Genomic DNA, 24693 nt, shown 5'->3' with positions numbered 1-24693 from the left:
CGGCCGGGGGAGGCAACGTGGACGACTACGCGGGTCGGGTACTCGCCGACCGCTACCGCCTGCCGCTGCCGCCCTCCGACGAGTACGAACTCACCGAGTCCCGGGCCTTCGACACCTACAGCGGGCAGGAAGTCCTCGTCCGGCAGGTGCCGTTGCCGGAGGTCGTCGAGGCGGAGGTGCTCGACGCGGAGGGACTGCCCGACGGGTTCACCGCCCGGGACGCGCGGGAGTGGGGGACGGGGCGACGGCCCTCGGCGCGGTCGAGTACGCGTCGGCCCAGTGATCCCGCCGTACGGAGGGCGGTCGAGGCGGCGCAGGCCGCGGCGCGGATCCCCGACCATCCGCGGCTGGACCAGGTCTTCGACGTGTTCGCCGAGGGCGGTTCGCTGTGGATAGTGAGTGAGTTCGTGGCCGCGCGTCCGCTGGCCGCGTTGCTCGCCGAGCAGCCTCTGACACCGTATCGGGCGGCCGAGGTCGCCTCCGACGTCCTCATGGCATTGCGGGTGCTGCACGCGCATGGCTGGGTCCACCGGAACATCACCGCCCGTACGGTGCTCGTCTGCGACGACGGACGGGTGATGCTGACGGGGCTCGCCGTCGGCGCCGCGGAGGAGGCGCTGTGCGGGTATGACCCAGTGCCGGTCGAGGACGGTGACGGGGGCGGCGGGGTCGCGACGTTCGGTGGCGGGCCGAGTCCCGGTGGCGGACAGGCCTCGGGTGGCGGCTTCGGTGGCGCGGGTGGTGTCGGGCCGCCCCGTCAGCCCGCGGGGGCGACCGGGGTCGACGGGTCCGGCGTCGGTGGTACGGATCCCGAGGCCGCTCGGCGTGCCGCCATCGAAGCGCGTGCGGCCGGGGGCCTGCCGGTGCCCGGGGCCGACGCCGGGCACGGGGCAGGGCACTCGACGGCGCCGAGCGGTGCCGTGGAGACCGGCGGTGACGTCAGGGCCGCGCGGGCCGGGGCGATCGCCGCGTATCGGGCGGGTGCCCGTGCCGCGGCCCGGGTGCAGGAGGGCCAGCAGAACGGACGCGTCGCGTTGCCCGGCGCCCGCTCGGCGCCCGAAGGCGACCCCGCGTCCCGGACGAACGGCGCGACGCAGCAGCCGTACCCCTCCGGCAACGGCATCACCATGCCCTCGGGCCAGATCGCCGACCCGTACGGCGCGCAGGCCACACCCTGGCACGGCGCCACGCCGCGCATCGGGGTCGGCGGCGCACCGACGGAAGAAGGCCCCGAGCGCACGGCACTGCCTCCGGCGGGCCAGGGCGACCGGCCCGGCCCCGGCCTCGGCGCACCTCCTGACACGGGCGTGCCCGCTCCCGGCGCCGACGGTTTCCTCCCCACCCAGGGCCTGCCCACCCAGGGCATCCCCACCCAAGGCCTCCCCACCCAGGGCCACCCCGCGCCCGGCACCACCTCCACCACAGGCACCCCTGCCCCACCCCCGGCCGTCTCCGCCCCCGCCCGCTGGAACGACCTCGTAGCAGACGCCCCCGGCCACCGGGGCCCCACCCGAGGCCCCACCAGCGCGCTCGCCGCGGAGCGAGCCCGGCAGGCGCGGATGGCCGTGGTCGGGCCCGTGACCGAGCGGTGGGCGCCGGAGCAGGCCGGGCCCGTGCACGAGAACTGGCAGCTCGCCGCGCCGATCGGGCCCGCGACCGATCTGTGGGCGCTGGGGGCGCTGCTCTTCCGGGCCGTGCAGGGGCATGCGCCGTATCCGGAGGAGTCGACGGCCGATCTGGTGCAGTTGGTGTGCGCCGAGCCGCCCGCCTACGCCGAGGAGTGCGGGCCGCTCAGGCCGGTCGTGGAGTCGCTGCTGCGTCAGGACCCCACCGAGCGCCTGGACTTCGAGGAGCTGCGGGGCTGGCTGCGCTCGCTGGTGCGGTCCGCTCCCGAGCCGGAGGCCGGCGCGCATGTCGTCGCCGCTCCGCCGGCCGACTCGAACCGGCTGCCGATCGTACGGCGCCGGGGCGAGCTGGTGCGCCGGCGGCGGGCCGGGCTGCCCGCGCATCACGGGCGGCACAAGCGGGCCAAGCAGGAGAGCGCTTCGCCACGCAGGCTGGGGCGTACGTTGCTGTTGCTCGTCCTGCTCGGTATGGCCGCGGCGATCGCGTACGCCGTGATGTTCATGCCGAAGGCCGACAGCGGCAACGGCGGTACCGCGGACGCCGATCGCACCGGAGCCGCCGGGGCCACTCAGGCGGCGCCCGAACAGTCCGCAGAGGCGAGCAGTGAGCCGAGGCCCGACCAGACCACCCCGGGGTCCGGCAACAGCCCCTCGAAGTCGGCTGGTTCCGACGAGACGCCGACCACTGGCCCCGAGGTCCCCGACGGTTTCACCCTGCGCGAGGACGCGGCCGGCTTCCAGATCGCGGTGGCCAACGGATGGAACCGCACCCCGGAGAACGGGCGCGGGCAGATCGTGTACTCGCACGGCGACTTCGACCTCATCGTCGTACCCGGCCGGGACACCGCGGACGAGTACGGCAGCGATCCGATGGTCTACCAGCGGGAGCACGAGCGTGAGTTGCAGCCGTACCGGGACTCCAGCTGGGCCTCGTCCGGCGGGCTGAAGACCATCCGGGTCGGCGAGCGGACCATGGCCGAGGGGCAGTTCACCTGGACCGACGACCAGGGGCGCGAGCTGTTCGTGCGGAACGTCGCGATCCTGATCGGCGGGCGGTACCACGTGGTGCAGGTGCGCGGGCCGGACGCCGAGCGGGACGAGGTGACGCGGCTGTTCGAGCAGGCGTCGGCGACGTACCAGGTCACCGGCTGAACCAGGTCACCGGCTGAACCGGGTCACCAGGTGAACCCGCCTGTCGACCCTGCGTGATGCGTGATGGTTGAGTCCCGCTCCCGAAAGCGACAACCATCACAGTGCGGTCTCCTTGGCACCCCCGCGGTTCCCGTCCCCTCCGCCGGTCCCTAATCTGACCCTGTCAAGAGCATTGCGGGGCAACGTGAATCAGATGCAGGGCCAGCTCGTTTCGGGGCGCTACCGGCTCGCCGACGCGATCGGCAGCGGCGGTATGGGCCGTGTCTGGCGTGCGCATGACGAGGTGCTGCACCGGGCCGTCGCGATCAAGGAGCTGACCGCAGCGCTCTACGTCTCCGAGAGCGACCTGGAGCGGCTGCTCGTGCGCACGCGCGCCGAGGCACGGGCCGCCGCGCGCATCAACCACTCCGCCGTCGTCACCGTGCACGATGTCCTGGAGCACGACGGCCGGCCGTGGATCGTGATGGAGCTGGTCGAGGGGTACTCGCTGGCCGACGCGGTCAAGGAGAGCGGACGCGTCGAGCCGACCGAGGCCGCCCGTATCGGCCTGTGGGTGCTGCGGGCGTTGCGCGCCGCGCACACCGCCGGAGTCCTGCACCGCGACGTCAAGCCCGGCAACGTCCTGATCTCCGAGGACGACGGCCGCGTCCTGCTGACCGACTTCGGCATCGCCCAGATCGAGGGCGACACCACCATCACCCGCACCGGAGAGGTCGTCGGCTCGGTCGACTACCTCGCCCCCGAGCGCATCCGCGGCCACGACCCGGGCGCCTCCTCCGACTTGTGGGCGCTCGGCGCGACGCTGTACACGGCGGTGGAGGGGCGTTCGCCGTTCCGCCGCACCTCGCCGCTGAGCACCATGCAGGCGGTCGTCGACGAGGAGCCCGCCGAGCCGCAGCACGCCGGCCCGCTCGGGCCCGTGATCACCGCCCTGCTGCGCAAGGATCCGGCCACCCGGCCCGACGCGGCCGAGGCCGAGCAGATGCTGGCCGAGGCGGCGGAGGGGCGGCGGCCGAGCACGGCGCAGGCGTACGTGCCGACGCAGCACACCCGGTACGAGCCGGAGGCACGCGCGGGGGGCGCGCACAGCGGGACGGCGGCGGGCGCCGGGGCAGCTGCGGGCACCGGGGCGGAGGCGGCGACCGGTACGCCGTATCCCCCGATGAACGGCCGGACGCCGACGGGTACGCCGTATCCGCCGATGAACGGCCGGACCCCGACCGGCACGCCATACCCCCCGATGACCGGCCAGACGACGGGCGGCACGCCGTACGACATCTCGGGCACCGGAGCCGTGCCCGCCGGGCCGCCCCGGCTGCGCCGTCGGCTGCGCACGCTCGCCCTCCTTGTCGCGTTCGCCGCGATCGTCGGCGGGGGCACCGCGGTGGTGCTGCGGCAATGGTGGCCGCAGAGCGTTGACGGCACGTCCGCCTCGACCTCGACTTCGACTTCGACCTCGCCGAGCGCCTCGGCGACCGAGGACCAGGGCCCGGAGGGCGGTGTGCCCGCATCGTGGGAGCAGGTCGACGACCCCCTCGGGTTCAGCCTGTACCTGCCCAAGGGCTGGAAGCGGGAGGAGGTCGGCAAGGAGGTCGACGGCCTCCAGCAGGTCGACTACACGCCCGACGGCGGCGAGCACTTCGTCCGTATCGCCGTCGACACCTCGCCGGACTTCGCGAATGCCTACGACCACCAGCGCGACCTGGAGGAGCAGGTGGGGCGGCGGCTGGTCGCGTACGAGACGGTGTCCCTGAAGAAGAACCTCTACCGTGACCGCGAGGGCTCCCTGTGGGAGTACACGTGGACCGCGCGGGCCGAGGACACGGCCTTCCCCGGGCCGCGCCGCGCCATCGACCAGGCGTACATCGACCGGGACGGCACGGAGTACGCGATCTACATGTCCTCGCCGCAGACGGACTGGGCGGCCACACGCACCCAGTTCACCGCGGTGCTGAAGGGCTGGCGGCCGGGCGGCTCCTGAGGCTCTTTGCCGCGTTGCGGAGGCTTTGCGGCTTTGCATAGTTGGCCGATCGGCGCCCCGGAGTCGATCCGTCCGGTGCGGCATGATGGGGCGCATGGGGACCGAGAGCGCCAACTTCCGTGTGATCGCGGGGCGTTACCGCATCGACGCGAAGCTCGGTCGCGGCGGCATGGGCGTCGTATGGCGGGCGACCGACCAACTCCTCGGACGGCAGGTGGCCGTCAAGGAGCTCCCCCTCGACGAGACGCTCTCCGCGGCCGAGGTCAGGCGGCAGCGCGAGCGCACGCTGCGCGAGGCCCAGGCGGTGGCGCAGTTGAGCCACCCGAACGTCATCGTCGTCTACGACATCCTGAAGGACGACGAACGCCCGTACATCGTCATGGAGTTGATCGACGGCGACTCCCTCGCCGACCGTATCGCGGCGCACGGGCCCGTCGACGCGTACGAGGCCGCCCGGATCGGCGTCGACCTGCTGAGCGCGCTGCGCACGGCGCACGCGGCCGGGGTTCTGCACCGCGACATCACGCCGGCCAACGTGCTCATCGAGAACGGCACCGACCGCGTCGTCCTCACCGACTTCGGCATCGCCCAGGTGGCGGGCACGTCCACGCTCACCGAGTCCGGGTCCTTCGTCGGCTCGCCGGAGTACACCGCGCCCGAGCGAATGTCCGGGGCCAGGACCGGTCCCGCCGCCGACCTGTGGTCGGTGGGTGCGCTGCTGTGCGCGGCCCTGAGCGGCGAATCACCGTTCCGGCGCGACTCGTTGAGCGGCATCGTGCTCGCCGTGGTGTCCGACGAGATACGTCCGCCCGCGCAGGCGGGGCCGATCCTGCCCGTCGTCCAGGGGCTGCTGGAGCGGGATCCGGGGCTGCGGCTGGACGCGGCGGGGGCGGAGCGGATGCTGCGGGAGTTTCTGGAGACGGGGCTCGCGCCTGTGCCGAAACGGTTCGGCAGTGCGGAGCGCCGGTACTCCCCGCGCAGTGTGCTGGCCGCCGCGATGCTGGTCGCCGCGATGGCGGTGGCGGGGGTGTCGGCGGCGGCGCTGCTGGCGAACGGGGGCGGGGACGGGGGTGTCGTGCCGAGCAGTTCGGCGCCCGACGCCTCGGTGACGCCGTCCAGTGCGGCAGGTTCGTCCAGTGGAACCAGTCTGACTCCCTCGCGCAGTGCGTCTGCCTCGCGCAGTGCGTCTGCCTCACCGAGTACGTCTCCCGCACCGAGTACGTCTCCCGCGCCGAGTACGTCTCCCTCACCGAGCACCCCGACTCCTTCACCCACCAACCCCGAATAAAGGGGAGATAAGTGGCGACCTGAGTCACGGCTCTGTGACCGGAAAGCATTCCCGCTGGATGCCGAAGCGCTTGCCGCGATATTGATGGAGCCATGAGCAGCAACGGGGGAGTCCCTTACCGGTCCGACGAGCCGACGAGTTTCGAACTGCAACCACCGCAGACGAACCCGCCCCCGCCCGTGCCGCACCCGGACAATCCATACGCGGCACCCACTCGGGCCGTATCGCAGCCGGGCGCTCCCGAACCGCAGCCCGCGGCTCCTGTACAGCCCGCCCCCGCCCCCGCCCAGCCCGCTCAGCCCACCACCCCGGACCCCGGCACCGGCAGGCTGATCGCGGGCCGATACCGGCTGCTCGCCAAGCTCGGGCACGGCGGTATGGGCACGGTCTGGCGGGCCAAGGACGAGACGGTGGACCGCGAGGTCGCCGTGAAGGAGCCCCGCGCACCGGATCATCTTCCCGAGCGCGAACGTACGAACGTCTTCGAGCGGATGCGCCGCGAGGCACGCGCCGCGGCCCGGCTCGATCATCCGGCGGTCGTGAACGTGCACGATGTCGCCGTCGTGGACGGCCGGCCCTGGATCGTGATGGAGTTGGTGCAGGGCCGTTCGCTGGGCGCCGCGTTGCAGGAGGGCACGCTCGGGGCCCGGGATACGGCGAGAATCGGCCTCGAAGTGCTCGGCGCGCTGGAGGCCGCGCACGCGGCGGGCATACTGCACCGCGACGTCAAGCCGGACAACGTCCTCCTCGGCCGCCATGACCGCGTCGTCCTCACCGACTTCGGCATCGCCCAGATCGAGGGCGAGACCAATCTGACCGACACCGGGGGCTTCGTCGGCTCGCCCGAGTACATCGCCCCGGAGCGGGTGCTGGGCCAGCGGCCGGGCCCGGCGAGCGACCTGTGGTCCCTGGGTGTCGTCCTGTACGCGGCGTCGGAGGGCGTCTCGCCGTTCCGCCGCAGCAACACCCCGGCCACCCTCCAATCGGTCCTCAATGCCACGCCCGCGCCGCCCGCTTCGGCCCAGGGCCCACTCGCCGAGGCCATCAACGGCCTGCTCCAGAAGGACCCGGCGCGCCGCCCGAACGCCGCGCAGACGCGGGCGCTGCTGGAACAGGTGGCCAACCCGCCGGCACCGGTCGCCGCCACGCAGGTCGTGCGGATCCCCGGGGACGTCAACGGCGTCAAGGGCGGCGTCCGGCTGGGGCGCAAGGCGCTGCTCGGGCTCGGCGCGGCCGTCGTCGCGGCCGCGGTGGCGGCGTATCTGGTGATCGCCGACCCGTTCGCGGGGCCGTTGCCGGACCACTGGAAGATCCGCGAGGAGACAGCACTCGCCGCCTCGCTGGCGGTGCCCGAAGGCTACAAGCGGGGCGTGCCCGAGGACACGGACGACGGCCACTGGGTGACGTACACCGACGAGAGCGGTGCGATCTGGATCGGCCTGAGGCTCGACAAGAAGGCCGAGGACGCCAACAACTCCATCGCCGGGTCCGCGGCCGCCGAGATGTACGAGGACGACGGCGACTACAAGGAGAACGGCGCCTACGAGGCGAGCATGCCGGCGAATCCGAGGACGGACCCCAAGCAGACCACGTACCAGGGCCACAAGTCCGCCGAGAACACGATCGTCTACACCACCACCGACACCCAGAACCCGCGCCCGCGCGAGATGCGGATCTTCTACTACAAGACCTCGGCCGGGGACATGTACAAGCTCACCGTCAGCTACCCCGGCAAGGGCGACTTCACGGACCGTGGACGCGAGGTGGCGCGGACGGCGATCGCGAACCTGGACGTCGACAAGCTCTGAACTGGCCAACGGCCTGCCCCGCAAGGTAGGCATGGAACATGACCAACGACGGGGGCGGCACCGGCCACAAAAAGCGTGTGATCGGCGGGCGTTACCGGCTGGTCGAGCGCATCGGCTCCGGCGGGATGGGCACCGTCTGGCGGGCGCTCGACGAACTGGTGGAGCGGGAAGTCGCCGTCAAGCAGCCGAGGTTGCCCGGCGACCCCGAGGACGCGGCCCATCAGCGCGCCGCCCACCGGCTCTACCGTGAGGCCCGCGCCGCCGCACGCGTCGACCACCCGGCCGCCGTCGCCATCCACGACGTCGTCGTCGAGGACGGACTGCCCTGGATCGTCATGGAGTTGATCCGCGGCGAGTCCCTGCACGAGGCCCTCCAGCGCGGCCCGGTCGAGGCGGCCGAGGCCGCCCGTATCGGCGTCGCCGTACTCGGCGCCCTGCGCGCCGCGCACGCCGTCGGCATCGTCCACCGGGACGTCAAGCCCGCCAACGTCCTGCTCGGCCCGCATCGCCGCGTCGTCCTCACCGACTTCGGCATCGCCCACATCCAGGGCGAGGAATCCCTCACCGTCAGCGGTGAGTTCATCGGGTCCCTGGAGTTCATCGCCCCCGAGCGGATGTCCGGCCGCGGCGCCGGCCCCGCCTCCGACCTGTGGTCGCTGGGCGTGCTCCTGTACGCCGCCGTGGAGGGCCGGTCGCCGTTTCGCCGTACGGCACCGGAGTCCACGCTCGCCGCGATCCTCGCCGTCGATCCGCCCGAGCCGAAGCAGGCGGGGCCGCTGGGGCCGCTGATCGTAGGGCTGCTGGCGAAGGATCCCGAGGTGCGGCCCGGGGCGGAGGAGACCGGGGCGGTGCTGGAGGCGGTGGCGGAGGGGTGGCCGGTGCCGGATCCCTCCGGGGGCTCGGCAGCGGTGGGGTCACAGGATGCCTCGGGGCTGCGGGAGTTCGCGGAGGATTCGGGGACGGTACGGCTGGGAGGCGCGGCGGGCTCCGAGCCGGCGGGTGAGCCGGAGCCCGAGCCGGCGGCCAAGGCGACGCCGGAGCCGATAGCCGAGCCGACTTCCGGGCCGGCGTCCGAATCGCCTTCCGAGCCGACTTCCGGGTCGGCGTCCGAATCGCCTTCCGAGCCGACTTCCGGGTCGACATCCGACCCCACGTCCCCGATCCCGAACGGCAAGGGCCGCTTCCTCCTCCGCCCGATTCCCGTCGCGGCACTGGGTGTCCTCCTCGTCGGCGGCACCTGGTTCGCCACGTCCTCCTTCCTCGTCGACAAGGGCGACGACCTCAAGGAGATGAACCCCGTCTACACCTCGGCTCCCCTGGCCCCGAGCACCACCACCCCCAGCCCCACCGCCGACACCTGGACCGCGCACCGGGAGAAGGACATGGACGCCGTCCTCTCTCTCCCCGCCGAGTACAAGGAGGCCGCGCGGGAGGGCAGCGCCACCGACCAGCCCCGGCTCGTCGTCTACGACGTCGGGCTCGTCCAGGTCCGCCTCACCCAGTGGGACAAGGCGCCCCGACCGTTGCTGGACCAGGCGCAGTACGCGCACGACACCTGGGACAGCTACAACCACGACGCGAGCACCCAGTCCACGCGCACCACCTTCAAGGGTTACGACGCCGTCCTCTCCGACACCACCTACGACATGGAGGAGTCGCCGAGCCGCGTGATGCAGCTGTTCGTGGTCACCGGTGACGACCGCATGTACGAGTTGCGCGTCGACATGCCCAAGGGCACGCCCACCGAGAAGAAGGGCACCGCGGTCTTCAAGGGCGCCCGTGACCGACTCGAGATCGAGTGACTCGGCACTGACTCCGCAACGCCCTGATCGGCGCGTTTGTTGCCAGTGGACACTGGCGTCGTGTGAGCACTCGGTGAATCCGCGTTACCGACGGGTACACAAAGCCTCCGCTCCGGCATACCCTGCGGCTCATGACGGACGCGCAGGCCCCGGCCAAGACCGGCACCAACCCCCTCGCCCCCGCCCCGGAGGGCGCCCGCACCGCCGCCGACGTGGTCACCCCCGAGTTGGTCGCCCAGCTCACCAAGGGCGTGGCCGGTTCCGGTCGTACCGCCAACCACACGCCCTTCACCGGCGAGAAGCTGGCCGACCTGCCCGAATCCACGCCCGAGGACGTGCGGAAGGCCTTCGAGGCGGCCCGCGCGGCCCAGGCCGTCTGGGCGCAGGTCCCCGTACGGCAGCGTGCCGCCGTCCTGCTCCGCTTCCACGACCTGATGCTCGAACGCCAGGCCGAGGTCCTCGACCTCATCCAGCTGGAGACCGGCAAGGCCCGGCTGCACGCCCACGAGGAGGTGCAGGCCGTAGCCGTCGCGGCCCGCCATTACGGCCGTAAGGCACCGGCCTACCTCAAGCCGAAGCGGCACGCGGGCGCCATGCCCACGCTCACCCGCGTCACCGAACTGCGCCACCCGCGCGGTGTCGTCGGCCAGATCGCCCCCTGGAACTACCCCCTGGAGCTGTCCGTCGGCGACGCGCTCCCGGCGTTCGTCGCGGGCAACGCGGTCGTCATGAAGCCGGACACCGAGACCTGCCTCACCGCCCTGTGGGCCCGTGACCTGCTCATAGAGGCCGGTCTGCCCGCCGATGTCTTCCAGGTCGTCCTCGGCGAGGGCCCGGTCGTCGGCCCCGAGGTCGTCAAGCACGCCGACTACGTCTCCTTCACCGGCTCCACCCGCACCGGCCGCCAGGTCGCCCAGGGCGCCGCCGCCCGCCTGGTCGGCGTCTCCCTCGAACTCGGCGGCAAGAACGCCATGCTGGTCCTGGAGGACGCCGACGTGGAGAAGGCCGCCGCGGGCGCCGTCCGCGCCTGCTTCTCCTCCGCCGGCCAGCTGTGCATCTCCATCGAGCGGCTGTACGTCCACGAGTCCATCGCCGACACCTTCGTCGAGCGCTTCGCCGCTCGCACCAAGGCGATGCGGCTGGGCAAGTCCCTCGCCTACGGCGCCGACATGGGCTCCCTGGTCGGCGAACGCCAGCTGGAGACGGTCACCCGGCACGTCGAGGAGGCGGTCGCGAAGGGCGCGAAGCTCGTCGCCGGCGGCACCGCCCGCCCCGACATCGGCCCGTACTTCTTCGAGCCGACCATCCTCGACGGCGTCGAGCCGGAGATGACCGTCTGCACCGAGGAGACCTTCGGCCCGGTCGTCTCCATCTACCGCTTCAAGACCGAGGACGAGGCGATCGAGCACGCCAACTCCACGCCGTACGGCCTCAACTCCTCCGTCTGGACGAAGGACGGCAGCCGCGGCCGCGCGGTCGCCGCCCGCCTGCGCACCGGCACGGTCAACGTCAACGAGGGCTACGCCCCGGCCTACGGCAGCGTCCAGTCGCCCATGGGCGGCATGAAGGACTCCGGCCTCGGCCGCCGCCACGGCTCCGAGGGCATCCTCAAGTACACGGAGGCCCAGACGGTCGCCCAGCAGCGGCTGCTGCCGATGGCGCCCTCGCTGGGGATGGACGACGAGAAGTACGCACAGTTCATGAGCAGGAGCCTGCGGCTGATGAAGGCGTTCCGCTTCCGCTAGACAGCACCCGTTCTCAACGAGGAGAGCACGTGTCACAGGAGAAGTCTGTCCAGACCCGGGACGAGGACGGGTACGACTACGACGTCATCGTCGTCGGATCGGGGTTCGGCGGCTCCGTCACCGCGCTCCGCCTGACCGAGAAGGGCTACCGCGTCGGCGTCCTGGAAGCCGGCCGCCGCTGGACCCGCGAGAGCCTCCCCAAGAACTCCTGGGACCTGAAGGACTACCTCTGGGCCCCCAAGCTCGGCATGTACGGCATCCAGCGCATCCACCTGCTGGGCAACGTCATGGTGCTGGCGGGAGCGGGCGTCGGCGGCGGCTCCCTCAACTACGCCAACACCCTCTATGTACCGCCGAAGGCCTTCTTCGACGACCCCCAGTGGCGTGACATCACCGACTGGCAGGAGGAGCTGAAGCCGTACTACGACCAGGCGCAGCGCATGCTCGGCGTACGGCTCAACCCGACGATGACCCCCTCCGACGTCCATCTGAAGGCGGCGGCCGAGCGGATGGGCGTCGGCGACACCTTCCACATGGCGCCGGTCGGCGTTTTCTTCGGGGACGGCAAGGACGCCGAGGGGGCGGCACGGGCCAAGCCGGGCCAGGAGGTCTCCGACCCGTACTTCGGCGGGGCGGGCCCGGCGCGCAAGGCGTGCACGGAGTGCGGCGAGTGCATGACCGGCTGCCGCCACGGCGCGAAGAACACACTGAACGAGAACTACCTCTACCTGGCCGAGAAGGCGGGCGCGGTCGTCCACCCCCTGACGACGGTCGTCTCCGTCACGGACGACTCGCAGGGCGGTTACGCGGTGGCGACCCTGCCGACCGACCGCGGGAAGAAGGGCGAGGGCAGGCTGTTCAAGGCCCGCCGGGTGGTGCTGGCGGCCGGGACATACGGCACCCAGACCCTCCTGCACCGCATGAAGGCGGGCGGCCAACTGCCGTACCTCTCGCCCAAGCTCGGGGAGCTGACCCGCACCAACTCGGAGGCCCTCGTCGGCGCGCAGACCGACAACCGGCGCTATCGCAAGGTGACGGGCGAGCCGAGGGTCGACTTCACCCGCGGAGTCGCCATCACGTCGTCCATCCACCCGGACGAGAGCACCCACATCGAGCCGGTCCGCTACGGCAAGGGCTCCAACTCGATGGGCGGGCTGTCGATCCTGCAGGTGCCGTACGCGGAGGGCTCGTCGCGTGTCGCCGCCTGGGTCCGCAACGCGGCCCGGCACCCGCTCCTGGTCCTGCGCTCCCTCTCCAACCGCCGCTGGTCGGAGCGGACCATCATCGGCCTGGTGATGCAGTCGCTGGACAACTCGCTGACGACGTACCTGAAGCCGGACGGTGTGGGCAAGGGCCTGCTGACCGCCCGCCAGGGCCATGGCTCGCCCAACCCCAAGCAGATCAGGGCGGCTTCGGAGGCCGCGTCGGCGATCGCGGCCGACATCAACGGCTTCGCCGGCTCCAACGTCGGCGAGCTGATGGGCACCCCCCTCACCGCCCACTTCCTCGGCGGCTGCCCGATCGGCGACTCACCCGAGACCGGCGTGATCGACCCGTACCACCGCCTGTACGGCCACTCCGGCATCTCGGTCGTCGACGGAGCGGCGGTCTCGGCCAACCTGGGCGTGAACCCCTCCCTGACGATCACCGCGCAGGCCGAGCGGGCGATGTCGTACTGGCCGAACAAGGGCGAGGCCGACCCGCGCCCGGCACAGGGGGCGGCGTACGAACGCCTGAAGCCGGTCGAGCCGCAGTCACCGGCGGTCCCGGCGGAGGCCTTCGGGGCGTTGCGGTTGCCGTTCCTGGGGATGCCGGCGGTGCCGCCGAAGAAGTAGCCGGCAGCGGCAGACGGAAACAGCGAAGGACCTGCACCCCCCTCCGAGCGCAGGTCCTTCGCTGTCTTGCGTGGAGCTGTGGTGAGACTTACGCCTCGGCACCGCTCCGACGACGCTTCATCGCGAACATGACGCCGGCACCGGCGACAATGGCGACGCCACCGATGGTGGCGATGACCGGCATGTTGGAGCTGGAGCCGGTCTCGGCGAGCGCGCCGTCGACGTCGACGTCGCTGACCTCGGAGATCGGGGCCTGGCCACCCGTCTGCGGCTTGGCGTCGCCCGGGTTACCCGGGTCGGAGCCCGCGGCGAGGATGTCGAAGAAGTAGATCCAGCCGTTCGGGTCGTCGGCGATCCAGCAGCCGTCGGCGTCCGAGTACTGCGCGAAGCCGCCGGTGATGCCGATGGAGTCCGGCACCTTGCCGCTGACGCTCAGCCGCAGCTTGAACGAGGTCGACTGGCCGGCGTCGAGCGCGAACGCGGTGAAGGTCGCGCCCTCACCGGCGGCGTCCGCGAGCGTCTGCCAGCTGCCGGTCTCCTTGTTGAAGACCTGGACCTTGATCTGGCCGGAGTAGTCCACCTCGTCCCAGCCGAGTGCCGCGACGCCGATCAGCGGCTTGATGTTCTTGATGTCCTGGTCCCCGGAGTTGGAGACGTTGAACGAGAAGTTGGTCCAGCCGCTGCCGGCGACGATCGTCTCGGGCAGGCCCGACAGACCGCTGTGCAGTTCCTCGCTGAGGCCGATCGACTCGTCGTCGGCGTCCTCGCAGTAGTCGACCTCCTCCGGGGCGCTCTCGCTGGCGCTCGGCGACGGGGAGGCGGAGGTGGAGGCGGTGGGCTCTTCGGTGGGCGTCGGCTCTTCGGTGGCCGGCGCGGTCTCGTCCTCGGTGGGCGTCGGCTCCTCGGTGGTCGGGGTGACCTCGTCCTCGGTGGGCGCCGGCTCCTCGGTGGTCGGCGTGACCTCGTCCTCGGTGGGCGTCGGCTCCTCGGGAGCCGACGTGGCCTCCGACGCCGTCGGCGCCGGGGTCTCGTCCGTGGCGAACGCGGCCGGCGCGGACAGCAGAGCTATCGGCGCGATGACAGCCGTCGTGGCCGCGGCGGCCAGGGCACGGCGAAGCTTCATGAAGACCTCGAAAGTCCGGAGTGCTGCGACTCGCAACACGCGTATGGCAGGGAGGCCTCCGCGTGTGGGGCGCGGGTGTGGCCCTTGATACGCAGGGTTTGATCGGCGACAGCTGTGAATGGTTGTGCTCTCACTAACAGGTTTCTTATGTGGTCTGCGTCACATGTGGACAAGCTCCGCTCGGCGGCCCGGAGCTGACGTACGCTCAGCCGGCCAACAGCCCCTGAGAGGAAGCGCATACCGCCGTGACCGACAAGCCGTCCGAAGGGCCCAGACCGGAATCCGCGTCCGACCGTGACTCCGGTGGCTCCTCGCCCCTGCCCCGGGGCTCGTCCATACCGGACGAGGCATGGGAGAAGTTCGTCCAGGACGCCGAGCGCGATCCCGCCGCCGCCCCGAAGGAGCCGTCCGCCCGGGCGCGGATGGTGGCCGAACGGCTGCGCGCGCTGGACGAGGCGGAGGCCCGGCAGTCGCGCGCCGGACGCCGCTGGGGAAGGAAGAAGGCGCCCGCCGAGCCCTGGCAGCCCGAAGGATGGCGTACGGGGCCGGCCTGGCAGGAGAGGAACGGCCGGGGCTCACGTGGGCGGAAGGTCTGGAGCGCCCTCGGCGTGCTGCTCGCCGTCGCGGTGGCCCTGATCGCCCTCAAGCCCTCCGCCGCGCTGTCCTGGCTGCCCGGCGGTTCGCAGGACGCGGCGCCCGCTTCGGCGTCGCCGCTGGCCCCGGAGACGAGCCGGCCGAGCGGCGCGCCCGGCGACGCTGCCGGTCTGCCGACGCGGAAGCGGCCCTTCACCGGCTCCCCGGCCGAACGCTGGGCCGCGGGCGCGGACGCCATCGAGGTGCCGAAGGCGTCGAAGGCCGTCGGCGGAGTCTCCGCCGCGCGGATCGCGACGGCGCTGGGGCTGACCAAGGACTTCCTGGTCGCCTCGAACCTCGACCGCGATGTGCTGTACGGCGCCGAACCGAAGAAGGCACTGGCGCTCGTCGACCCGCTGCAGCAGGACTACCTGTCCGACCTGCGGTCCGCCCTGCGCCACCCCACGGTGAAGAACGACCCCACATGGACCTTCACCCGCTTCGACCCCGACAAGGTCGAACTCGTGGGCACCGAGGTCAGGGTCCGCGGCCGTATGACCGTCGAACCCGGGGACGTGGCCGGCCAGGCACGGATCCGGGCCGACTACACCTTCGTCTACCCGCTGGCCAGGGCCGGTGGTGGAAACGAGGTCACCCGTACGATCGTCCGCCGGGTCGTCCAGGTGGACGTCTCGGATCCCGCCAGATTCCAGGGGACCGAGGGGCACATCTGGGTGTACGACCTCGACGGCGAGATCTCCAACGACAACTGCCGGGACGGTGACGGTCTCATCCAGCCGCTGTTCCAGGCCGATCTGTACGCCAGTCCCGGGCCCTCCGGCGAGGTGGTCGACCCGTACGACCGCAGCAGGGAGCTGGACCGGGCCGAGGACGAGTGCGGCACCGTCTCGCGCACGTGAGACATGAGAAGGGCCCCGCAGGGCGGAGCCGCGGGGCCCTTCTTTCGTCAGCACCGACGTCAGGGCAGCGTCGGTGCTTGGGGAGCGGCGCCGGGGGGTGCGCCGCTGGTCCTGTGGTCCGGGTCTACGACGGGACTCGGAGCTTTCTCGAATCGTGCTGGATGGGTGCGGGCACCGCAACCGCTCGACCCGGCCTTGTACTCCGTTCCGGCACTTCCGCCGGTCGGCCCCGGGCGTCCCCGGAGCCGACCGTTCTCTTGGGTGACCGGGCTGCTGTCCCCTGCCGTCCGGTCACTTACCTGGAGCGAGGTCCCACGGCGCACGGCACGATCCGTACGCCTCATCACTCCAGCGAGCCACGCGTGGTTCTTTCGGGCCCGCCCCTGGCTGGCACGGACACCGGTACCAACGAAGGCATCCGGGAGGCGTCACGGGCCGTACGGGTGAGAGGGGGGCCCGAACTCAGATGCGACCGCGGCACAGTTCGAGGAGCGTCATGGCGAGCGCCGTACCCGGCTTGCCCAGCGCCTCGCTGTAGTGGTTGAGGACCTCCATCTCGCGGGAGAGGTTCACCCGCCGACCGCCGGAGGTGATCCGCGCCTCCTGGATGACGGCCGAGACGGCCATCCGTTCCTGGATCAGGCCGATGATCCGGTCGTCGAGCGCGTCGATGCGTTCACGGGCGCCGGTGATCACGCCGGCGGCCTCGGCGGTGTGCGCGCCGCCCGCAGCGTCAGCTGCTGAGGTCTGGGTCTGTGCGGGGGTGGTGGAGGTGGTGGTCATCTCGGAGGCTCCTCGCTGGATGGGCGGGGCCGCCCCGGAGCGACAGGACCCGGAAACGCCAGGCGCCCCGGACCTTGTCGGCCCGGGGCGCCTGGGAAGTCGCTTGTCAGTTGCTCAAGCAGCACGACCATGGCAGCCGGTGGGCCGGTTGCCATAGGTAAAGAGGTAGGCCGGGTGCGTGAGCATGGGGTCAGTATGCCCTGCCTCCCGGAGGCGTCCAAGGCGGTTCGCATCCTGAGACGGCCTTCGGCCCAGGGGGGCTCCCGCCGAGCCCGGTAGACTCGGCCTCACACACACCTCGCTCACCGCCGGAAGGCAACCCGTGTCATCAGCGAACCCCGCAGCCGCCCCCGACACCGTTCTGGTCGTCGACTTCGGTGCGCAGTACGCCCAGCTCATCGCCCGTCGCGTCCGCGAGGCCCGGGTCTACAGCGAGATCGTGCCGAGCACCATGCCGGTCGCCGAGATGCTCGCCAAGAGCCCGGCGGCGATCATCCTCTCCGGCGGCCCCTCGTCCGTGTACGAGGAGGGCGCCCCCCGTATCGACCGCGCGCTCTTCGAGGCCGGCGTCCCCGTCTTCGGCATGTGCTACGGCTTCCAGCTCATGGCGCAGAGCCTGGGCGGGACGGTCGACAACACCGGCGCCCGCGAGTACGGCCGTACGGATCTCCACGTGTCGAAGTCGTCCTCCACCCTCTTCGAGGGCACCCCGGCCGAGCAGCACGTGTGGATGTCGCACGGCGACGCCTGCTCCGCCGCCCCCGAGGGCTTCTCCGTGACGGCCTCCACGGATGTCGTCCCGGTCGCCGCCTTCGAGAACGACGAGGCGAAGCTGTACGGCGTCCAGTACCACCCCGAGGTCATGCACTCCACGCACGGCCAGCAGGTGCTGGAGCACTTCCTGTACCGGGGCGCGGGCCTGACCCCGAACTGGACCACCGGCAACGTCATCGAGGAGCAGGTCGCGGCCATCCGCGAGCAGGTCGGCGACAAGCGCGCCATCTGCGGTCTGTCCGGCGGCGTGGACTCCGCCGTGGCCGCCGCCCTGGTCCAGAAGGCCATCGGCTCCCAGCTGACCTGCGTGTACGTCGACCACGGACTGATGCGCAAGGGCGAGACCGAGCAGGTCGAGAAGGACTTCGTGGCCGCGACCGGCGTACAGCTGAAGGTCGTGGACGCGGAGGAGCGGTTCCTGACCGCTTTGAAGGGTGTCTCGGACCCCGAGGAGAAGCGGAAGATCATCGGCCGGGAGTTCATCCGGGTCTTCGAGCAGGCGCAGGCCGAGATCATCGCGGACGAGGGTCCGGCGGTGGAGTTCCTCGTCCAGGGCACGCTGTACCCGGACGTGGTCGAGTCCGGCGGCGGCACCGGCACGGCCAACATCAAGTCGCACCACAACGTCGGCGGCCTGCCGGAAGACCTCGAATTCAAGCTGATCGAGCCGCTGCGCAAGCTGTTCAAGGACGAGGTCCGCATGGTCGGCCAGGAGCTCGGCCTGCCGGACGAGATCGTCCAGCGCCAGCCGTTCCCGGGCCCGGGCCTCGGCATCCGCATCGTCGGTGAGGTGACGAAGGAGCGTCTCGACCTCCTCCGCGAGGCCGACGCCATCGCCCGCGAGGAGCTCACGGCGGCCGGCCTCGACCGGGACATCTGGCAGTGCCCGGTGGTCCTGCTCGCGGACGTGCGCAGCGTGGGTGTGCAGGGTGACGGGCGGACGTACGGCCACCCGATCGTGCTGCGGCCCGTCTCGTCCGAGGACGCGATGACCGCCGACTGGTCGCGACTGCCGTACGAGGTCCTGGCGCGGATCTCGACCCGGATCACCAACGAGGTGCGGGACGTCAACCGTGTCGTCCTCGACGTGACGTCGAAGCCGCCGGGGACGATCGAGTGGGAGTAGGCCCCACGGGCCAGGGCCCTACAGGCGAGTGGGGCGGGCCCTAGGTGCGCTTGATCGTGCGCAGGGGCTCGCCGGGCTGCCAGATCTGGACGACCAGGTACTTGTCGTCCTCGACATAGGTCCGCACGACCTGCGTCAGCTCGGTACGGAAGAGGTGGAACGGCTCCGGCGGTTCCACCTCTTCGCCGTATGCGGCCTTCACCTCCGGGTCCTCGACCTCGATCGCCCGCCCGGCGATCCGTACGTCGCCGCCGCCCATGGACTGCCCCTCCCCGGGGTTCGCCTGGAGCGCGAAGCGCGGATCGCGGCGCAGGTCGAGGGCCTTGAGGGAGTTCGGCATCATGCCGAGCCACAGCTCGCCGTCGAGGAAGCGGACCTCCAGGCCGGTGGTGCGGGGGGAGCCGTCCTTGCGGAGGGTGGCGAGGACGTGGTGGGTGAAGGCGCAGAAGCGCTCCTCGGCGGTGCGGGCGAGCTCCGGTTCCGCCGCGGTGAAGGTTGCCCAGTTCGCTGTCATACGGCGAGTGTGGCGCCGATATCCGACATCTGCTGTCCGGTTTCCGCGGCCCCGGGGGCGTGAGGAGGCCGTGACGAGGGCGTGACGAGGGCCGCATCTTTACAGAACATCTCTGTTCTCCTGCGCTGACCGACGGTAACTTCCGCCCCGTAAGCAACCCAGTGCTGGAGGACACATGCACGGGACGCCCCTCGGGCCGATTCCGCCCTCGCCGCTGCCCACCGACCAGTTGCGGTTCGCGATGCCGCCGATGCACGAGTCGGTCGAGGACGAGCGTCGGCACCGCAAGGAACGGCTCGCGGGCGCGCTGCGGATCTTCGGGCGGCTCGGGTTCGAGGACGGGGTCTCGGGCCACATCACCGCGCGCGATCCCGAGTTCAGCGACTGCTTCTGGGTCAACCCGTTCGGGATGCCGTTCAAGCACGTCACCGTCAGCGACCTGGTGCTCGCCAACTCCGAGGGACAGGTGATCGAGGGCCGCTACCACGTCAACCAGGCGGCCTTCACCGTGCACTCCCAGGTCCACGCCGCCCGCCCGGACGTCGTCGCCGTCACCCACTGCCACTCGGTGCACGGGCGGGCGCTCGCGGCGCTCGGGGAACTGCTGGACCCGATCACCCAGGAGAGCTGCGCCTTCTACGAGGACCACGCGCTCTACGACGCCTACTCGGGGGTCGCCGTCGACGCCCTGGAGGGCCGACGGATCGCGGCCGCGCTCGGCTCACACAAGGCGCTCGTCCTGCGCAACCACGGCTTGCTGACCGTCGGCGACTCGGTCGACGCGGCGGCCTGGTGGTTCCTGTCGATGGAGCGGTCCTGCCAGGTGCAGCTCACCGCCAAGGCCGCGGGGCGCCCGGTACTCATCGAGCATCGGCAGGCGGTGGCCACGCGGGAGCAGTTGGGCGGGGATCTGGTGGCGTGGATCAACTACCAGCCGCTCTGGCAGGAGGTCAGCCGCAGCGAGCCGGATCTGCTGAGCTAGCCGTCGAGTTTTCGCCTTTCACCGGTGCGGCGAAGGGTCGATCATCGCTGCATGGGGCGGCGGATGGGTCTGGATGAGGAGTTTCGGTCGGAGGCGGGAGCGGCCTTCTCCTTCCTGACGGAGGAGGGGGGTTTCTCGGGGCCGGAGCAGACCGAGAACGGGGTGCTCTTCCGCCGTGCCGACCTGCGGATCGAGGTCTGGCTTCTCGGCGGGCGGGAACCGACGGTCACGACTCTGCTGGTTTCGGTCGGGCCCGACGGCAAGCGGCAGGGCAGCGCGTGGCTGGAAGACGTATACGTCGCCGCCGGGTACGGCCCGCCCCAAGACGTCCCCGGCAATGCCCCGAATCGCCGAAGCGCGCTCAAGCGCGTTCAGCAGCACTCGGCTGCGCTGCGGCGGGTCCTGCCGCGGCTGCTCACGTCCGAGGCCGCGCGGGAGTTCCTGGAGGCCCACGGGAAGCAGGACTAGGGCCTGTTGCGAAAGTGGCGTCGTCGCCCGTAGGGCGGCCGCGCGGCGTCGGTGCGTGCTCTCGGCGTGCCGCCCGGAAGCCCTCGTACTGGGCGTACTCGGGCTTTCGGGCGGTGCGGCGAGAGTGCGTGCCGGACGCCGCGCGGCAGGAGCCACTTTCGCAACGGGCCCTAGAAGTCTCGCATGATGACCGCCTTCGTCATCGCGAACTCCTCGTCCGTGAGGACCCCGTCCCGGTGGAGTTCGCCCAGTTCCCGCAGGCGGCGCAGAAGTATGTCGTGGTGGTCGGCCGGGGGCGGGACGGACGCCGCCGGGTGGGGGCGGTCCGCGGAGTCGACGCCGGTGCGGGTGGACGGGTGCGGCAGGCGGGCGGTGACCGCGGTGGCGATCAGGGCCGTGAGCAGGTCGCGGCGGGTGCTGCCCCACAGGTCCAGGGCGTACGGGTCCTTCTCGGGCGGGAGTTTGGAGAACACCGTCTCGCGGGTCACGAAGCGCAGGAAGCCGTCCTCGTAGCCGGAGTTGGGCAGCCACTCGACCTGGACGAGGTCGCCGACGTCGATGATGCGCGGGCCGGTGGCCCGTTTGACCCGGTCGGAGGTGTCGGACCAGTCGATGCGCACCTGGGTGCCGTCGAAGGAGACCGTGCCGTCGGAGGAGCGGACGGAGACGGGTACGGGCGGGCCGGGGAGGAGGTAAGTCCTGGTCGGTTCCTTGGGGATCTGGTCCAGGAGTAGTGCGTGCCGGATCTCCTCAGCGACGTACTCGGCGACCCCGGCGCGGTCGACTTCCACCGTCAGCCGGTACGGATCCGCCGGGTCCGGGAGCCGGCCGCCGGTCGCCTGGAGCAGCGGGTCGGCGCCCTCACGCAGCCGCATGCGCAGCCGTCCGCGTTTGCGTTCGGGCTCGAAGACGATGCTCGCGACGGCTTCGAGGGGTACGGCGATCTCCCCGTACGTCTGCCGGAACAGCGGTACGGAGCGGTGGAGTCCCGGCGTGATCCGGACCGTTGTGCCGTCGAAGGCCCAGGTCCCGTCGCGCTGGATGATCTCGGCCATAAGGGAATTCTCGCAGTCGGGTCAACACGATGGCGCTCTCATCACCCGCGCCGACCGGGCCTGCGGGAGGGGAGCGGGGGCTGTGCGGCACAATTCGCTGTCGTCGTACGGGAGTTGTCGGTGGTGCGCGCGGTGGCCGCAATCTGTGATGGCCGGTATGTGAGATCCGGCTGCCGGTCGGGGGGCCGTGAGGCTATAAGGCCATGTGGTCATCTGGTTGCTGGAGCACCAGGTCGTGAGGGTATGGAAGGCGGGCATCGGGCGTGGCGGTGCAGGAGGCTGGGCAGGGCGGCGCGGCTGCGGGCGCGCATGGGGGCGGCTGCACCTGTGGGGGCTGTCCGCACGGGGCGCGTGCGGGGCATCGGCGGGCCGTCGCCGAATTCCTGCGGAAACGGGACGAGTTCGCGGCCGGGCAGGGGCTGCCGGCCGCGGTGGCCCACTCGGCCTCGGCCTCCCGGCAGTGGGTTTCCGAGGAACTGACGCAGTCGGCGGAACAGGTCGCCGAACGAGGGCGGGCCGAGGGCCAGGCGTGGCTGGCGCGACTGTGGTGGCGTACGGCGTCGGCGGTCTGGGTTCTGGTCGTCGTACTGCTGCTGGTGCAGGCGTTCACGGCGATCGGGGCGGGGTGGACTTCGGCGCGCACCGCCGGGTTGCTGGCGGCGCTCGTGACGGCCGGAGCGCTGACCGCGGCGTCCTGGTTCCACCGGGCGCGGGGCGGGGCGCTGGCGCCGGTCATCGGTGAGGACAACCGGCTGTCCACGTCGCGTGCGGTGGCCGGGGCGTGGGTGCTGTTCGTGGTTTACGCCGTGCTGGTGCTCGTGGGGAGGCTGGCAGGGGCCTCCGGGCACGAGGAGCGCGATGCGCTGATCGCCGGTCTCGAGCTCGGGCGGGGTGCCGGTGTGGTGACCGTGCTGGCGGTGGTGTGCGCGATCGCTGTGCTGGTGCGGCGGGTGGTCGGAGTGCGGGTGCTAGGGCAGCGGTTGCAGAAGGTGCGGGCGGATCGGCCTCGGGCGGCGGATCTGCTGACGGATGATGCGGGGCGGGGGACGTTCGCGGACATCCAGTACGTCGTGATCGGCGGGGTTGCGTTGCTGTTCGCGGCGGTGCGGTTGGGGCGGCGGCCGGATCAGTTGCCCGATCTGCCGTGGGGGCTGGCTGTGGTGGTGCTGATCTCGGCGGCGACGTATCTGGCCGGGAAGTATGCGGAGGGCGGTCGGCCGGTGATCCTCTCTGTGGTGCGGGCGCGGGAGGCGGGTGACTTGGACGCGCCGATCCGTACCGGGGACGACATCGAGATCCGAGGGGCCGGGTTCGTGCCGCCCGGGGCGCAGGGGGCCGACCGGTTGTCGCGGATGGTGGTGCGGATCGGGGCGGTGCATGTCCATGTGCCGTTGGTGCCGGTGAGCGGGGGGTTCAGCAATCCGACGGATGCGGTGCTGAGGGTGCCTGTGCCGGCGGATGTGGAGCCGGGGCGGGTGGAGGTGCAGGTGGTTACTGCGGCGGGGGTGGAGACGAATCGGTATGGGATTGATGTGACTGACTGAGGGCCCGGTGCCTCCGGCGGTGGGGCCGGGGGGGGTGCCCCTATGGGTTTCGTCAAGCTGATGGGGCGGGTTGGGGGTCGTAGAAGGTGCCGTCGCGGAGCATCGCGAAGAGCACGTCGGCTCGTCGTCTCGCGAGGCAGAGGAGGGCTTGGGTGTGGTGTTTTCCCTGGCTGATCTTCTTGTCGTAGTAGGTCCGGGAGGCCGGGTCGGCCAGAGCCGCGAACGCGGACAGGAAGAAGGCCCGTTTGAGCTGCTTGTTTCCGCGGCGGGATGGTTGTTCGCCGCGGATCGAGGAGCCAGAACTGCGGGTTGTGGGGGCGAGGCCGGCGTAGGCGGCGAGGTGGGCGGCGGTCGGGAACGAACGGCCGTCGCCGACGTCGATGAGGATGCGGGCTCCGGTCCTGACGCCGATCCCCGGCATGGACGTCAGGACCTTGGAAAGAGGGTGGTTCTCCAGCAGTTCCTCGATCCGGGTGGCCAAGAGTTTCCGCTGGTCAAGCACCGCTCGGAGCGAGTTGGCGAGGCTGGGGACGATCAGAGCGGCCGCGTCGGTGCCCGGGACGACGACGGTCTGTTCGTCCAGTGCGGTGAAGATGTCCTCGACGAGCCGCTCGGCCATCCGCGGTGCCTTCGGGCGTATCAACGCAATGAGCCGTCGGCGTCCGGCTTTGCGGATCTGGGCCGGGGAGCCGAACTGGTCGAGGAGCTTGAGCACGGCCGGGTGTTGGACGCGTGGGCCCAGGATCCGTTCCAGCGACGGGTGGATCTGGGTGAGCAGGCCCCGCAGGCGGTTGCTGATGCGGGTTGCTTCGCCGGCCAGGTCGTCGTCGAAGCCGACGATCATCTCCAGCTCGGCGATGGTCTCGTCCTCGAGGTCGACCGAGCGGAGCGTGTGAGGCATGACGCGGGCCGCGTCTGCGATGACGAACGCGTCGCGGGCATCTGTCTTGGCCTCGCCGGGATAGAGGTCGGCGATCCGCCGCATCGTCAGGCCGGGCAGATAGGCGACCGGGCAGCCCATGTCCCGGGCCACCGCCAGCGGCAGAGCCCCGATCGAGGCCGGCTGGTCGACCACCACGAGCACGGTCCCGTGCTTGGCCTGCAGTTTGCCGAACACTTCGCGGAGCTTCGGCTCGCTGTTGGGCAGCCGCTTGTCGAAGGCCTTCTTCCCGGCCGGGGTGACGGCGGTGGCGTGGTGTTCGCCCTTGCCGACGTCCAGGCCGAGGAAAGCGCCGATGTCACTGACGTCGATCACGTGCGTCCTTCGGTCGTCCTCGCCCGGCCGTCCCACGGCACCGATCGCCACATCCACATTACGAAGAGCCTCCCGACCTGCGAAGAAGCCGGTGGTCATGCCCCTAATCAGCGGTCTGTCGATGCCTCCGGAGCCGGTGACACCACCCCCCAAGACATGCGATCGACAGGGGGAGAAAGTCATGCCAACTCCGAAGGCCGGGCGCCCCATTGCGGGGCTACCAAAAAGGTAATGGGGGGCCTGCGGGTGCCTCCGGCGGTTGAGCCGGGATGCCTGCGGCGGCCCGTGCTGTCCGGTGGGGGTGCGCGTGGCGCCTGCGGGTGCGTTGTGGGTCGGGGCC

General features: G+C 71.4%; 17 protein-coding genes. 12 read left to right on the top strand and 5 right to left on the bottom strand.

All coding sequences use genetic code 11. From position 1 onward, the window contains the following. Positions 1–17 precede the first annotated feature (17 nt). The 7 genes from QQM39_RS16575 to QQM39_RS16545 all read left to right on the top strand — a co-directional run bounded on the left by QQM39_RS16575 (position 18) and on the right by QQM39_RS16545 (position 13236). A complete protein-coding gene (locus QQM39_RS16575) occupies positions 18–2777 on the top strand; it encodes a protein kinase (protein ID WP_301997581.1) in 2760 nt (919 codons plus the stop codon). 193 nt (positions 2778–2970) lie between these two features. Further along, positions 2971–4758: a serine/threonine-protein kinase gene (locus QQM39_RS16570; protein WP_301997580.1), complete on the top strand. Its 1788-nt coding sequence runs from the start codon at positions 2971–2973 to the stop codon at positions 4756–4758. A 94-nt stretch (positions 4759–4852) separates the two neighbouring features. Further along, entirely contained in the window at positions 4853–6046 is a 1194-nt protein-coding gene (locus tag QQM39_RS16565; protein WP_301997579.1) for a serine/threonine-protein kinase, read from the top strand. 92 nt (positions 6047–6138) lie between these two features. Continuing rightward, the gene (locus tag QQM39_RS16560) at positions 6139–7854 is read left to right on the top strand and encodes a serine/threonine-protein kinase (protein ID WP_301997578.1); all 1716 of its coding nucleotides are present in this window, start codon (positions 6139–6141) and stop codon (positions 7852–7854) included. A gap of 38 nt (positions 7855–7892) precedes the next feature. After that, complete coding sequence (locus tag QQM39_RS16555) at positions 7893–9656, top strand: serine/threonine-protein kinase (protein ID WP_301997577.1); 1764 nt, start codon at positions 7893–7895, stop codon at positions 9654–9656. 131 nt (positions 9657–9787) lie between these two features. Further along, a complete protein-coding gene (locus QQM39_RS16550) occupies positions 9788–11401 on the top strand; it encodes a succinic semialdehyde dehydrogenase (protein ID WP_301997576.1) in 1614 nt (537 codons plus the stop codon). A gap of 29 nt (positions 11402–11430) precedes the next feature. Further along, positions 11431–13236 (top strand): GMC oxidoreductase, encoded by a 1806-nt coding sequence (locus QQM39_RS16545; RefSeq protein WP_301997575.1) that lies wholly within the window; start codon positions 11431–11433, stop codon positions 13234–13236. 88 nt (positions 13237–13324) lie between these two features. Here QQM39_RS16545 and QQM39_RS16540 read toward each other — a convergent pair whose 3' ends face one another. Beyond that, a complete protein-coding gene (locus QQM39_RS16540; RefSeq protein ID WP_301997573.1) occupies positions 13325–14359 on the bottom strand; it encodes an LPXTG cell wall anchor domain-containing protein in 1035 nt (344 codons plus the stop codon). Positions 14360–14604: 245 nt separating this feature from the next. Here QQM39_RS16540 and QQM39_RS16535 point away from each other — a divergent pair, with 245 nt between their 5' ends. Further along, positions 14605–15852, top strand: coding sequence for a hypothetical protein (locus tag QQM39_RS16535; protein WP_301997571.1), 1248 nt, complete (start codon positions 14605–14607; stop codon positions 15850–15852). Positions 15853–16314: 462 nt separating this feature from the next. Here the strand turns inward: QQM39_RS16535 and QQM39_RS16530 are convergent, their stop codons facing one another. Beyond that, positions 16315–16635 carry a chorismate mutase gene (locus QQM39_RS16530; RefSeq protein ID WP_301997570.1) on the bottom strand — a complete coding sequence of 107 codons (321 nt, stop codon included), beginning with the start codon at positions 16633–16635 and terminating at the stop codon, positions 16315–16317. Positions 16636–16957: 322 nt separating this feature from the next. On the opposite strand from QQM39_RS16530, the gene guaA reads away from it, so the two are divergent. Further along, complete coding sequence (gene guaA / locus QQM39_RS16525; RefSeq protein ID WP_301997569.1) at positions 16958–18535, top strand: glutamine-hydrolyzing GMP synthase; 1578 nt, start codon at positions 16958–16960, stop codon at positions 18533–18535. Between the two features lie 40 nt (positions 18536–18575). Here the strand turns inward: guaA and QQM39_RS16520 are convergent, their stop codons facing one another. After that, a complete protein-coding gene (locus QQM39_RS16520) occupies positions 18576–19049 on the bottom strand; it encodes a pyridoxamine 5'-phosphate oxidase family protein (RefSeq protein ID WP_301997567.1) in 474 nt (157 codons plus the stop codon). A gap of 175 nt (positions 19050–19224) precedes the next feature. Here QQM39_RS16520 and QQM39_RS16515 point away from each other — a divergent pair, with 175 nt between their 5' ends. Further along, entirely contained in the window at positions 19225–20031 is an 807-nt protein-coding gene (locus tag QQM39_RS16515) for a class II aldolase/adducin family protein (RefSeq protein ID WP_301997565.1), read from the top strand. Positions 20032–20094: 63 nt separating this feature from the next. Beyond that, positions 20095–20499 carry a hypothetical protein gene (locus QQM39_RS16510; RefSeq protein WP_301997563.1) on the top strand — a complete coding sequence of 135 codons (405 nt, stop codon included), beginning with the start codon at positions 20095–20097 and terminating at the stop codon, positions 20497–20499. 170 nt (positions 20500–20669) lie between these two features. Here the strand turns inward: QQM39_RS16510 and QQM39_RS16505 are convergent, their stop codons facing one another. Beyond that, positions 20670–21554: a DUF4429 domain-containing protein gene (locus tag QQM39_RS16505; protein ID WP_301997562.1), complete on the bottom strand. Its 885-nt coding sequence runs from the start codon at positions 21552–21554 to the stop codon at positions 20670–20672. A gap of 263 nt (positions 21555–21817) precedes the next feature. Between QQM39_RS16505 and QQM39_RS16500 the strand changes: the two genes are divergently transcribed. After that, complete coding sequence (locus tag QQM39_RS16500; RefSeq protein WP_301997560.1) at positions 21818–23098, top strand: hypothetical protein; 1281 nt, start codon at positions 21818–21820, stop codon at positions 23096–23098. Positions 23099–23150: 52 nt separating this feature from the next. Here the strand turns inward: QQM39_RS16500 and QQM39_RS16495 are convergent, their stop codons facing one another. After that, complete coding sequence (locus QQM39_RS16495; RefSeq protein ID WP_302003481.1) at positions 23151–24353, bottom strand: IS110 family transposase; 1203 nt, start codon at positions 24351–24353, stop codon at positions 23151–23153. Positions 24354–24693 lie beyond the last annotated feature (340 nt).

The sequence above is a fragment of the Streptomyces sp. DT2A-34 genome, assembly GCF_030499515.1.
Classification (GTDB): Bacteria; Actinomycetota; Actinomycetes; order Streptomycetales; family Streptomycetaceae; genus Streptomyces.
This window is presented reverse-complemented; position numbering and strand designations above follow the sequence as displayed.

Coding starts and splice junctions, on each gene's coding strand:
- QQM39_RS16530 (WP_301997570.1), bottom strand. CDS start 16,635: ATGACCACCACCTCCACCACCCCCGCACAGACCCAGACCTCAGCAGCT.
- QQM39_RS16515 (WP_301997565.1), top strand. CDS start 19,225: ATGCACGGGACGCCCCTCGGGCCGATTCCGCCCTCGCCGCTGCCCACC.
- QQM39_RS16565 (WP_301997579.1), top strand. CDS start 4,853: ATGGGGACCGAGAGCGCCAACTTCCGTGTGATCGCGGGGCGTTACCGC.
- QQM39_RS16505 (WP_301997562.1), bottom strand. CDS start 21,554: ATGGCCGAGATCATCCAGCGCGACGGGACCTGGGCCTTCGACGGCACA.
- QQM39_RS16555 (WP_301997577.1), top strand. CDS start 7,893: ATGACCAACGACGGGGGCGGCACCGGCCACAAAAAGCGTGTGATCGGC.
- QQM39_RS16570 (WP_301997580.1), top strand. CDS start 2,971: ATGCAGGGCCAGCTCGTTTCGGGGCGCTACCGGCTCGCCGACGCGATC.
- QQM39_RS16510 (WP_301997563.1), top strand. CDS start 20,095: ATGGGTCTGGATGAGGAGTTTCGGTCGGAGGCGGGAGCGGCCTTCTCC.
- QQM39_RS16540 (WP_301997573.1), bottom strand. CDS start 14,359: ATGAAGCTTCGCCGTGCCCTGGCCGCCGCGGCCACGACGGCTGTCATC.
- QQM39_RS16550 (WP_301997576.1), top strand. CDS start 9,788: ATGACGGACGCGCAGGCCCCGGCCAAGACCGGCACCAACCCCCTCGCC.
- QQM39_RS16560 (WP_301997578.1), top strand. CDS start 6,139: ATGAGCAGCAACGGGGGAGTCCCTTACCGGTCCGACGAGCCGACGAGT.
- QQM39_RS16520 (WP_301997567.1), bottom strand. CDS start 19,049: ATGACAGCGAACTGGGCAACCTTCACCGCGGCGGAACCGGAGCTCGCC.